The organism is Humiphilus diazotrophicus, assembly GCF_059726315.1.
In genome coordinates this window covers 4,261,247-4,274,174 of the sequence record NZ_AP040870.1, presented here as the reverse complement: position 1 = coordinate 4,274,174, position 12,928 = coordinate 4,261,247, and the positions used below count along the sequence as shown (strand labels likewise).

Here is a 12,928-nt window from a genome sequence, read left to right as displayed (position 1 = left end):
CACCCCAGCAAACCAAAGGCAGGTTTGCTAGGGACCCCGGTCTTTGGCGGAAAGCCGCGCCAACTTCTATTGCTTCGATCTACACTTTTTCGGGAAATGCTATAGCAACTACTCGATGGGAACAGAGAACTTGTCCCAGGGCAGAGGTTGGGTCAAATCCTGGTCTCCAGGATCGAGACGCATGCCTGCAGGAAGCGGATGCAACTTGAAGAGGACCAGTTCATTTCTGTCTTCGTCATCGAAAGCCGGGAAGGTTGCTACCTGCTCAAGCGAGTACTGCGTGTGCAAGTCTTCCAAGGTTCCGGGATCGAGATCGTTCCATGCTGCATACCAGCCTGGCTTGAATTTGCGAATGCGGTTGGGGAGATCGAGCGTGCCGAAATCGTCGCAGATGGAAGGAATATGCGAGATGAACTGGACGTCATTCCCGCTGATGGAGAGCAGGATACGATTACCATTCGGATGCTCATCGATGTATCGGGTCAGATCCCGGGCCGCGTTAACGAACGTGTATTGGGGATGACGAACAAAGGAGAGCAGTTCGATCGAGTTCCAGCCGACCGCGACCAGAATAGGAACCAGTGCCGCGTAACCCAAAGCTTTACGATTCTGTAAAAGCGCTGCGAAGGTTTGGGCAACGACGAAGAAGGTAAAGAAGGCCACCACAGCGTAATAGCGCGGCTGCATGTTGTTGTGATAGCCGACAAAGAATACATATCCGGCTATAGCAATCAGAGATGAAACGAAGACTGGATTGCGCCACAACGACCGGGCAAAAAGCAGTGTCAGCAGTACCAGAATTCCGGCTAACGGAACCAGAATTCGATCGCACCACAGACTGCCATGGAGAGAGTAGTAGTAGGCGGCGATCCACCCAAAGATGGTAGTGGGCTTCTGATAGACATTCACGAAGAAGAGGTACTTGTAATCCTTCAGGTAGTGAGGACGCACCATTACGAAGAAGTAAAAGCCCCACAGTACAGCTGAAGTACCGGCAGCAGCGATGGCGCGACGAACAAAAGCAGAGAACTCTTTCCTCTGCGGATACCAGAAGGCCCAGGCCAAGGCTGGAGCCAGGAAGACGGCCGTCGTCTTGGTAAGAACCATCAGAGTAAACAGCACTCCGATTACGACCGAGGTCAACAGAGGCCAACGCATCTTCGGGACGCGAATCGCGAGATTCAAATTCGAGAGCGTCAGACAGATTAGTAGCGGTTCGAGAATTGCCAGCCGCGAAAAGCAGTAAAGATAGCTGCTCGTTGCCAGAAGAGTTACTCCCAGCAGCGCAATCCAACGCGCATTCTGCGAGCGGAGAAGCTTGTAACTCAGGGTCAAATTGGCAAGAAAGAGAGCGACTGAGAGGGCTCGAGCGGCGGTGATGCTAACGCCGGTGAAGAAGAACAGAATCCATTCCAGGAAGGGCCATACCGGCAGGGCCGCTGCAGTGTTAAAGTCTCCGGCAACGAACCACGAACCGGTCAGATGATATTGGATGGCTGCGTTTCCGTACCAGCCTTCATCGGTGTACTTGGACCAATCCATCCAGCGGGAGTAGTTGGGAAAGTCTGCGCTGAGGTGGACAAAATGAAGTGCTGCAAACACGACGATGCACGAGACCCAAAGAAAAAGGCCCCAACGTTTGAGATTCATTCTGGCTTGCTAACTCCTAATCGTGTTTCCAAATTCGGCGCAGTCGAGCAAGGGACCCAGGTAACACTTTCCTTTTTCAAGAAACTTCTGTCCGCTCAGTGCCTGATGAGACCGCCCGAATGCGAAAACACCAAATACCACTGGGGAAATGGCTATCGAAAACTCTTCGTATTCTTAGCTAAAAGTATACCGTCACGCCGGGTGCTGTTTCTCTGTATAAGAAACAGCACCACAATCTGATGCTTTCGCCTTTTCTTTTCTATTCGTAGGCGAGTGCGTCGATCGGATCCTTCTTTGCAGCTTTCAGCGCCGGATAGAACGCTCCCACAATACCGCCGAGGAAGGCAATCACGATTCCCTGAATCAGCCAGCGGGTTGTGAGCAAGAAATCCATGGTCGGGAACCTGACATGCAGGAAAGCACGAATTCCGTAGGTCAAGCCGACTCCGACCAAAATGCCGACGCTGGTAATCAAGACTGATTCCCGAAGTACAGCCTGAACGATGTATCCCTTTGAGGCTCCCATCGATTTCAGAACTCCGATTTCACGGGTCCTTTCCATGATGGCGGTATACATCGATTGAAAGATAGCCAGGAAACCGATAACCGCAGCGATGACGATTACTGTATTCAGAGCCTTTGTCAAACCGGGCAGATGCTCTGGAGTCATCATTGATAGATACTCGTCAAGTGTCTGCGCCTGATACTCGCTCATGCCGGGAGTATTGTGAATTTCCTGAATAATTGCGGGAATATTGGCAGGATCGTCGGCCTTGACATAGAACATCGACGCCTTACCTTCGGCGCCGATCAAGTTTCCCATCGTAGTTATAGGGATAAACTTGCGTCCGCCCTTTCCATGCTCCACGATGCCCGAAATCTTGAAGGTGTGGTTCAGCACCTGAATGCTGTCGCCCACTTTATAACCATGGTCGCTGCGAGCCTGAATGTCATCGATTACCGCATCGAACGGGCCTTGAAATGGCCCACCCGAAATAAAGACAAAGGGCTTCAGTCCGTTATAGCTAGCGAAATCGATGCCGTAAATTGTCTCCACCGCATTGCTGGTAGTTAGCTGAGCGATGATAGGAGCCACAACTTTGACGTGTGGCAAATTGCCTACGATATCGGTAATTTTGATGGGTGCGGGCGCGCCACTTACTCCGGAAAGGAAAGTACTGTTCGGGGGACGGAGAAACAAGTCCATACCGATACCTATCTGGCGATTCCGGCTGCCAGTAAGCATGCCCAGCATAATGGCGGTAATCGAGAGAATCATGACAACTTCCACCGCAACGGCAAATACACTGATTACTGTGCGCAAGGGGCGGTGAAGTACGTTATTTATGACCAGCTTATTCATGCAAATTCCGCGGCCTCTATTGGAACGGCCTTCTTTCAGCGTAGCATTGTGGAGGGAAGCCATTCCGTAACGGGATGGAAGATATTCGCAAAAGCACCATAACACTTCCGATGCATCCAAGAGTTTTTGGGAATTTCGGCCCCTCTCCAGCCACAGGTAAAAGGAAAATAAGGAAAATAAAGCGAAAAAAAAGATTTTTCTTTTGACCTTCTTGTGGTGCAGTTTTATGTTATGGGCCAGAGCTATCTAATCAACGGTTCCAAGGGTTTGATATAGCGTAATGGGACGTTTCGGCGAAGAGTTACGAAAAGAACGGCTGTCTCGCGGTATTGAGATCGAAGAGATCACCGAGGCGACGAAGATTAGCAGCCGTCACCTAATGGCACTGGAACAGGAACAGTTCCGGCAATTGCCTGGCGGTGTCTTTAATAAAGGCATCGTTCGTAGCTATGCGCGCGTGGTGGGTCTGGATGAAGATGCCTGGGTAGGCCGTTTCATGAACGCTTACCAGGAGAGCGGTGCTGTAACCGACGACGATGCCAGCTGGATCGAATTTGCTGAAAACGTAGGGAAGAACAGGCAAGGCGACCGCGACCAGGGAACCGAACGACTCCGATGGGCTGGGGTGATCGTCTTGCTGTTGATTTTGGCGGTTGTGGCCTATCTGGTGGTCGGTTACGTCAAGAAGAAAGAAGAATTCGCACACTCTTCTACCAGCAGCGAAACCACAATCCTCATCCTGCCCTCAGCAAATTCTCAGATTCCAGACACCTTAAGCTGACAATTTCCCTCTCCGGTCGGTGTATCCTCTCGTGAATGACCCCCAGTGCGTCTTTCAGATTTTCTCTTTTGCTTCTCCTGTTTCCTGCATTTGCGGGATTTGGCACTTCCCTACAAGCTCAAGCACCTTCCCGTATCTCCAATGGATACAAGACAATTCAGGAAAGTGCTTTAAGGGCGGATGTGACCTTCCTGGCTTCCGATGCCCTGGACGGTCGCATGTCGCTGCAAACCGGAGATGACGTAGCAGCCCAGTGGGTGGCCTCCGAATTCGCAAAAGCGGGGCTAAAGCCAGTCGCGAATGGAAGTTATCTGCAGCCCGTTGCTCTGGTGGAATTCCAACCGGACAGAAAAACCAGCTACATAGCCATGGAGCGAGGCGGAAGAGAGACCAGGTGGAAATTCCCCGATATCTCCGGAGCCTATAAGCAGGACATCAATTTGTCCGGCTCCGTAGTCTTTGCAGGCTACGGCATTACGGCACCGGAATTGGGCTATGACGACTACTCCGGAATCGATGTTCGCGGCAAAGTTGTCCTAGTCTTCGACCATGAGCCACAGGAAGACAATCCGAAATCCATCTTTAATGGAACAGGAAACACGCGTTACGCCACGTCCAGAGTCAAAGCGCTGACGGCTCAGGCACATGGCGCAATTGCTCTGCTAATTGTCGGAGAACCAAATCGGAGACACCCTTCGAATCTGGAGAGAATTGCCAGAATCGGAGGATCCGAGGCGAGAACGACACCTATCCCACTGCAAGCATTAGCCGACGATGAGCTCCACATCCCTATCGTCACGATTTCGGACGATGCTGCCAGAACCTTACTGCAGCCCACCGACATGCGAAGCGGAGACTTACAAGCTAAGATCGACGACAATCTCAAGGCTCACTCGCTCCCGCTGGCGGATACAAAGGTCGTACTGCATTTCCATAACGCACAGGTGCGGAATGCTACTACATATAATGTTGCGGGACTGTTGGAAGGCTCGGCTCCTGCGCTCAAGGAAGAAACTATTCTGATCAGCGCACATCATGACCACAACGGAATCAGCGGACAAGAGGTTTGGCATGGTGCCGACGACAATGCCTCGGGAACCGCTGGAGTGGTCTCTCTGGCGCATGCCTTCGCTGCGAACAAAGCGCGGCCGAAACGTTCCATCCTCTTTATAGTCTTTGCTTCTGAAGAACGTGGCCTGCTGGGGGCCTTCTGGATGGCGAGCCATCCGCTTCGTCCGATTGAAACGACTCGGGCCATGATCAATTTCGACATGATCGGCAGAGATGAGCAGGAGAGCAATCAAACCAAGGGTCTGATCAGTGTCCCTGCGGATACGTCTAATCGCCTCAATCTAATAGGGGCAGCCTACAGTCCGGACTACGCCAAAGTTGTCAGAGAGGAAAATCGACGGGTGGGACTGACGTTGGACGACAGATTCGATCACGAATCGGCTCTCAACGTCTTTTTCCGTAGCGACCAATTCCCCTTCGTCCTCAAAAATGTACCGGCTTTCTGGTGGTTTACCGGCTTCCATCCGGATTATCACCACACGTCCGACACGGCAGACAAGATCCATTATGAAAAGATGGCCAAGATCATTCGCCTGGCTTATCTCTCCGCCTGGAGCTTCGCGGATGGCCGCAATAGCCCTCAATTTGTAAACACGCCCAACAATCAGGTAAATCAATAATTTACAGCAGAGGCAATATTAACCAGTGAGTTAATGTTGCCTCTACAGATTTATCTCTTTTATCTATACCGGTCACAGGTCCCGAAGCCAGAAAGTCCTGGTTCTGTTCCATTAACTGCAAATCTCTCCCACTCTGACCTGTATCCTTCCCACCTGGCTGAAAGACTTTGCCGGGGTTACAGGGAACTAGTAGGATGTTTGCAGTTGTCTAAATGCTGAGTTGTATTAGGCAGGCCTGCGTCACTTGAGTGTGTTTCCTATCCAGAGGAGGAACAGCTCACGGTCGTTCTCCAGGTGGTTCTTTCCCTCAAGAAGGCTTCCAGGGAGAAACAGAGATGCAGGAGGTCAATTTGCAAGACCCAACAGCAACCAATCTAGGAGGAGACTCTTTTGTCTCAACACGACCGTTTTTTGTTTACCTCGGAGTCGGTGACGGAAGGTCACCCGGACAAAATCGCCGATCAAATTTCTGATGCAATCCTGGACGCCTGCGTGGAGCAGGATCCCTATAGCCGTGTCGCTTGCGAAACCCTTACGGCAACCGGTCTGGTAGTCATCGCTGGTGAAATCACCACCAAAGCATATGTAGATTTTCAGACGCTGGTCCGCGGAGTAGTAGCTTCCATCGGATATAACAACGCTCTTTACGGCTTTGATTCGAATACCTGCGCCGTAATCTCCAGCATCAACAAGCAGTCCGGAGATATTGCTCAAGGCGTTGATACCGGCGGTGCCGGCGACCAGGGCATGATGTTCGGCTACGCAACGAACGAGACTCCCGAGTTAATGCCAACTCCGATCGCGCTGGCACACAAGCTGACGATGAAACTGACCGAGGTTCGCAAGAACGGGCTGCTCTCTTATCTGCGTCCCGATGGCAAGAGCCAGGTTACAGTGGAATACGATGGCTCCAACAAGCCTGTCCGCATTGATGCTGTCGTCATTTCGACCCAGCACGCAGAGACAATCTCCAATGAAGAGCTCCATGCAGACATCCTGAAGCACGTCATCCAGGCTGCTCTTCCCTCCAATCTTCTCGACGAGAACACCAAGTATCACATCAATCCGACCGGACGCTTCGTCGTCGGTGGACCGATGGGCGATACCGGCTTAACCGGCCGCAAGATCATCGTCGATACCTACGGCGGCATGGGTCGTCACGGCGGCGGCGCCTTCAGCGGTAAGGACGCAACCAAGGTTGACCGCTCCGCAGCCTACATGGCTCGCTACATCGCTAAGAACATCGTCGCAGCTGGATTGGCAGATCGCGCTGAAGTTCAGCTGGCCTATGCAATCGGCGTAGCCGAGCCGGTCAGCGTTCTGGTTGAGACCTTCGGCACAGGAAAGGTCAGCAGCAGCAAGTTGACCGAGCTGGTTCGCAAGAACTTCCAACTGACGCCAAAGGGCATCATCGAGAGCCTCAACCTCCGTCGCCCCATCTATAAGAAGACAGCAGCTTACGGCCACTTCGGTCGCAACGATGCCGACTTTACCTGGGAAGCAACCGACAAGGCTGCAACTCTGGCAGAGCAGGCAGGGTTGAAAGCTTCTGCAAAGTAAGATAGCGGCAGATTATTGACGTTCCGCAAAAGCCCCAGGCTCATTTAGAGCCTGGGGCTTTTCGCTTTTGCTCTCTTCTTTGAACTCTCGGAGGAGAGACGTTCCATATGGCGCGTCGCTTCTCCGAAATTCGGTATGTCGTTGATATCAAAACGTTGTTTCATATTCTGCAATAAGGATGCAAGGATCTCGCATAAAGCCCCTTTATTTCGCAAAGCGGGAAAGACCAGCGCTTCTTGAAGATACATTTTCGGGACACAATCCACGCCCCTATCGGTAACTAAACACGAGATATTTAGCGTATTTTCGATAGATTCGCCGGGCTGATCTTCCATTTCAAAACACTATCTTGAGGTCCATATTGGGGCTTGAGCCGGATTTCCCAGGTCAATTCCTGTCCACATCCGGAAGCGATTGGACTATTGTGTTCTCCATAAACTCAAAAAACTAGAGCAATTTCGCTTTCGCTGTAGACCAGGAACAAATGACCGCGTGGCCGTTCCGTCAAAGAACGGCCACACTGCATTGAATTCCGCTGGACCATACTAAAAGCGAAAATGCTCCAAATCACTGGAGAACCACGTGTCGATCAGACTTACGGGTTTACTTTGCTTCGCTTTGTCCATCCTTTGTCCATTTGCTCTTGGAGGGGCACATAAACAATCCAAGGTTCAACATTGGGGCTACGTCGGAGAGGAAGGTCCCACACACTGGGGAAACCTCGATCCGAAATATGCTGCCTGCGGCTCAGGACTGGCGCAGTCTCCAATTGATATCGAATCAGTTACAAAATCAGATTTGCCGGAGCTACAGTTCGACTACAAGCCCGCGCCACTCGATATTGTCGATAACGGACACACCATCATGGTGAACTATGCTCCTGGCAGCACGCTCCACGTTGGAGACAAGGTCTATCAGCTAAAGCAGTTCCACTTCCATCATCCCAGCGAAGAGCGCATTCACGGACGTCCGACTGAGATGGTTGTGCACCTGGTCCATCAGGACGCGGATGGAAACATTGCAGTTGTTGCCGTTCTCTTGAAGAAGTCCCACGCGAACCAGATGGTAGATGTATTGTGGAACCACCTGCCGAAGACAAAAGAACAGCCCTTGTCACTGGCGGATGTAACAATCAACGCCAAGGATCTATTACCGTCTTCGTTCGGCTACTATACCCTGACCGGATCCTTGACGACACCGCCCTGCACCGAAGGCGTTCGCTGGTTTGTGATGAAGAATCCTCAAGAGGTTTCGCCCAAGCAGGTCCATATATTTGCCAAGCACTATAAGAAGAATGCACGGCCTGTTCAGTCTCTCAATGGCCGCACGGTCTTGGCGAGCAACAACTAAAGCAATTGTTATAGCTACAAATAACAACAAGCAGGGAGAGGATCACAGCTTTCAACTGTGCACTCTCCCTAAATACCGGCTCGATCAGCTAGAGTAGCCGCTTAAGCATGCGACAGCAGCCACTGCACAGCATTGTTATAGAACCGCTGCTGTAGGACCTTCTGCATCGGTGGAACCCGGTGCATCAAGATAGTGCCCTTCCCTAATTTCGCAACGAAAGTTCCTGCTCCAATCTTTCGATCATGATCCCGGCTGTATCCGGTTATCACCTCTACAGAGGAGCCGGACACTATCCAGCCATTCGATGGATTCCCCTTCACCTGGTAATAGACACCCAGTGCCTGGTTCGCTGGCATTCCGGCATAGACAGCATGCTCCCGATTGAAATACCAAGCTCCCATCCAGGGAGCACGGGAAAGCCCCACCATGCCCGCGTAATCGAGTGATCCGGCAGCGGCCAGAGCCTTGGCTGTACCTGTTGCAACTACATCCGTAAGAGCATGCACCAGAAGCGGTTTGCCGTCTTTAACCAGCTGAATTACTTCGGAAGGCAGTTCAAAGACTGCTTCAGATACACCGGAGGATTTGTAACCGGCTTCTGCATCAAATTCCGCTTTCTTCTTTGGTGGATCTGCAGCCACAACCAGGAGGTCATATCTGCCATTCGCCGTAAATGGCTCGATAACAAGGTTTCCTATCTTGTTGATCAAGGCAGAAACCTCTTCCGAACCGCCAATCAGTCCTACTCTGGTTGGCTTCTCCAACTCCAGTGCTGTCTTGGTCACCCAAATCTGCCGCTTCTGAGTCGTTTGAGGATTGCCATTCAGCGAAAACACAAAGAGATACTCACCTTCCTCTTCAAGAGGCGTTGTATCGACACCCATCCTTACCGGATAGCTGAATTGATCTTTCACATAATCGGGTACAGGAAACTTGCCAATTTCCGTCTTCTTACCTGAAGGCGCGGTCATGGAAAAAATCAAATTCCCTGTAACGGGCTTGTCGGTCTCGTTGAGGAAAAACAGATCGAAGGTCGCGATTGTCCCTACGGCGTAGACCATCGCATGCTGCTTTGCTATCGGACGTACGGGAACAAGACTTTCACTGATCAGAGTCGGATCAGATTTGAAATTCCGAAAGACATCGACAATTCCGGAATGGTTCTCGATAGCAGTCGACTCCCAACCAGAAATCGCAAGATAATCATTCTCCTCACAGATGCGTGCGTTCTCCATATATTGACGCCACGTCTCATAACAGCGCTTTCCTAACGCGTTATAAAGTGCATTCGTTGTAGGAAATGCTTTGCGGAATCCCCATTGCGTCAAAAATGCCTCGTAGGCATCGTTAATCTCTTTGTGATCGACAAAGTCGTAACTCTTGCCGCCGTGACTGGAAATTTGCGAGAGGATGAGCGAGTGATTATCCAGCATCGCAGAGCCTTCCATCTCTCCCCATTGGACGATCTCGCCTTTGTTCTTCGAACGCCATTGGTAGTTATCCGGTCCTTGCCAATGGGCATCAACCCAGACATCGGAATTGGCGGCCTGATGATCGTCCCACCATCCGCCCGCAGAATTAATTTCTGGATCCGGAGCTGGAGATTCTCCTGGCAAAGGAGAGGTGTGAAGCTTTTCTCCATAGGGTTCGTACCAGGCCTGATGCGAACGCATCGTGAAACCATCGTTTGCAACTACACACCGGCTGGGATCTTCGGCATGCATCTTTTCCAAAATGGCGAAGAGTTCCGGGGTCAGATTTGTCCGCCCTTCGTTCTGTAGGGTCCAGCCAACGAGAGATGGATGACTGCGGAAGGTTCGGATCATATGCAGGATCTTGGCTTCCTCATAACGCTTCTGAAAACGCCTGGCCTTAATGGCAGGATCAGACTTCGACGCGTCCTCAGGAATCACCTCCGACGCCAAAGCACCTCCACCGGGCTCCATGAAACGCAGCAGTCCCATACGATCTTGGGCTTCCAAAACGTCGTATTTGCCAGGATTTCGATGAAAGTTCAGACAGTTCAAATTGAGCTGCTTGGCTGCCATTACTTCCTTCATCGAAAATTCCGGCGTCGGGAAAATCCCATTCAGCGGCCAATATCCCCAAGAAATCGAGGAATATAAGCGCAAACGTCGCCCGTTCAGACGAAAGATTGCATCCTGACCAAGACCCTCCGGGGCAAACCAGCGGAAGCCAAAATTCCGGTCACGAACATCTACAGCCTTCTCCGACTCAAACTTCACAACCAGGCGATAGAGCGTTGGCTTTTCAAGCTCCCAGAGGCGAGCATCAAGGCAGTTAATATCTGCCGAGATTCTCTCCCGCCTCCCCGGACCTACCTTTGCAGGAAGCTGTTTTTCAGCCAGCACATGGTTATCGCCAATATCCTGAACAGCAAACTTTACTGTGCCACTAATGGTTTCGTTTGCAATGTTCTCAAGTTCAACAAATGCCGTAATACGGTGAGGTTCGGCATTATTCAATATCCAGAGATCGGAGATGCGGACGGGATCATGGGCCGTAAGCACCATTCCCCGATCGAGAGCACCAAAGCCATGGCTCTTCTGAATGCTTACATCCCCCCAGTGAAGCGAACTGCGATCTACCCAATCAAACCGGCCTCCAGGATTAGTAATCCGTACCGCCAGGTGATTTCTCTGTCCAGGTAGTGCGGCAGAGGTCAGATCGCATTCAAACGGGAGCTCTTCGAGTATCGAGTAGCCGACCAGCTTCCGATTCAGGAACACCTCAGCGCGTTGACGTGCGCCGCGAATGTGCAGCAGAATCCGCTTTCCCCGGTAGCCAACCGGAATATCTATCTCTTTCCACCACCAGGAAACTCCGTAATAGGCGCCGTTCTTGACCTCAGAATCCGCTTTCCCGCTCTGAATTGCCGCCGGACTAGAGGGCTCGTACTTGTATTCATCATTGCCGTAGGGACGGAAACCGTACTTGCCCCAGAAGAACTGTTCAATGCTTGCGGGAAGAGAAGCCAAAACTCCTTTGTCTGACGAAAGGACATCCCACCCACCGGAGGGAGGATTCACCGGCAGCTTAGCAATCTCAAATTCTCCAGGGAGGAAAATCCGGTCGTTTTTCCACTGCGCTTCGAGATCCGGCCAGATGTGCCAGCCGGTATCCGCGAGGTCCACACGATGAATACCGCCGGACACCAGAGGCTCCGAAAAAACCGTCTTCGGCAGGACAAAATCGATGCCGGTAAGCAAGGTAGTAACCCCCGCAGCCCGCAAAAAGTTACGGCGAGAGACGCCAGCAGTTTCAAATTGGGACATTTGAAAATCGTACCCCTTTTGGGGGATATTTCTCTTTCTAAAGCACGTAAGGGAAAGTAAATGGTTTTACTAAGCTGTTTCGTTATCTAGTCCGATCAAAATGGAGTAATCATCCTATATGGTTACTATGGTAATTTTGGTTCCGGGAACTAGTTTTACAGATTTCAACAAAAAACAGCATGCATTTGTCACGCGTTCAATGCTACAGTAACTCCACTTTCCACAATGTAGTGATTTGGGACTTCACCTCCGCAGTTAAGAGGGAAATCTCTTTGAGGGTTGCCTTGGGTACGCAGAAGAGCGTGTCGCTGAACGGGGACAGCTGTATCTCCAATCAGCATGCAATTGGTCAGCCACGGGTTGTCGAGGCCGTCGAGCTTTATCGCAAGCTCCGCGGCGGTTCACAATCCCTATTGGCTCGTGGTTCTGACGGAAGACTGTACGTGCTGAAGATGGCCGGAAATCCGCAGGGGCGGACTGTTTTGGCCAACGAAGCGCTAGCCTCCATGTTGTGCAGGCGTCTGGGACTTCCAGTTGCCGATTGGGCTTACGTACGTATTTCCGACGAACTCCTAGATGCAAATCCCCATCTATGGTGGGAACTTCCAGAAGGGTCAGTCAGACCGAAGGCGGGACTTGCCTTTGGTTCGGTAGTCATCCATCAGGAAGACGGCACACCGGCAAACGAGATTTTGCCGAGCAGCTGGGTTGGACGCCTTTCCAATCGCGAAGATTTTGCAGGGATGTTGTTTTTCGATCTCTGGACGGGTGCACGTGATGCACGCCAGGCTGTTTTCCTCAGTTCAGAGGGAAGCCGGGCTGTTCGCGCCGTCTTTATCGATCATGGACACTGTTTTGGCGGTCCGGATGGAGAATTGAAGGACGAAACCTGCTGGGCTCGTGCTATGCACCTGCACAAGCCGGTATACGAAGGACTGCTCCAGCAGAGGCGTTTCAATGCCTGGAAACAGGCGATCCAGAATATTACGACTGAAGAAATTCACGCATTTTTGGGACAGATCCCGCAGGAGTGGCTGACCCAAAACTGGCAGGAACGCGTCTGTTCCTTTTTAGAGAATCGCCGCTTTAAATTAAAAGAAGAATTTGGTGCAGCAAAGGCATATGTGTTTACAAAGAAGAAGCCTGCTGCGCATGCACTGAACCCTGCAAATGACGTCCTCCTATCATTGTCGCGTTGTGCGAATTTGCCCAGATCCTTTGCGGGATGAGGGAGTGG

Annotated in this window: 8 protein-coding genes; 5 read left to right on the top strand and 3 right to left on the bottom strand. The window is 51.4% G+C overall.

Features of this window, described 5'->3' with window-relative positions:
• Positions 1-108: 108 nt before the first annotated feature.
• Positions 109-1,650 carry an ArnT family glycosyltransferase gene (locus AC6I7T_RS18130; RefSeq protein WP_497788833.1) on the bottom strand — a complete coding sequence of 514 codons (1,542 nt, stop codon included), beginning with the start codon at positions 1,648-1,650 and terminating at the stop codon, positions 109-111.
• A 259-nt stretch (positions 1,651-1,909) separates the two neighbouring features.
• The gene (locus AC6I7T_RS18125) at positions 1,910-3,013 is read right to left on the bottom strand and encodes an ABC transporter permease (RefSeq protein ID WP_497788832.1); all 1,104 of its coding nucleotides are present in this window, start codon (positions 3,011-3,013) and stop codon (positions 1,910-1,912) included.
• Between the two features lie 280 nt (positions 3,014-3,293).
• Between AC6I7T_RS18125 and AC6I7T_RS18120 the strand changes: the two genes are divergently transcribed.
• The 4 genes from AC6I7T_RS18120 (at position 3,294) to AC6I7T_RS18105 (ending at position 8,395) form a co-directional block, all read left to right on the top strand.
• The gene (locus tag AC6I7T_RS18120; RefSeq protein WP_497788830.1) at positions 3,294-3,794 is read left to right on the top strand and encodes a helix-turn-helix domain-containing protein; all 501 of its coding nucleotides are present in this window, start codon (positions 3,294-3,296) and stop codon (positions 3,792-3,794) included.
• 35 nt (positions 3,795-3,829) lie between these two features.
• Positions 3,830-5,485: a M28 family peptidase gene (locus AC6I7T_RS18115; RefSeq protein WP_497788829.1), complete on the top strand. Its 1,656-nt coding sequence runs from the start codon at positions 3,830-3,832 to the stop codon at positions 5,483-5,485.
• A 390-nt stretch (positions 5,486-5,875) separates the two neighbouring features.
• Complete coding sequence (gene metK, locus AC6I7T_RS18110; protein ID WP_497788828.1) at positions 5,876-7,045, top strand: methionine adenosyltransferase; 1,170 nt, start codon at positions 5,876-5,878, stop codon at positions 7,043-7,045.
• Between the two features lie 582 nt (positions 7,046-7,627).
• Positions 7,628-8,395 (top strand): carbonic anhydrase, encoded by a 768-nt coding sequence (locus AC6I7T_RS18105; protein WP_497788827.1) that lies wholly within the window; start codon positions 7,628-7,630, stop codon positions 8,393-8,395.
• Between the two features lie 101 nt (positions 8,396-8,496).
• On the opposite strand, the gene AC6I7T_RS18100 is transcribed toward AC6I7T_RS18105, so the two are convergent.
• Positions 8,497-11,691 (bottom strand): glycoside hydrolase family 2 protein, encoded by a 3,195-nt coding sequence (locus AC6I7T_RS18100; RefSeq protein ID WP_497788826.1) that lies wholly within the window; start codon positions 11,689-11,691, stop codon positions 8,497-8,499.
• Between the two features lie 284 nt (positions 11,692-11,975).
• Between AC6I7T_RS18100 and AC6I7T_RS18095 the strand changes: the two genes are divergently transcribed.
• Entirely contained in the window at positions 11,976-12,920 is a 945-nt protein-coding gene (locus tag AC6I7T_RS18095; RefSeq protein ID WP_497788825.1) for a HipA family kinase, read from the top strand.
• Positions 12,921-12,928: the final 8 nt, after the last annotated feature.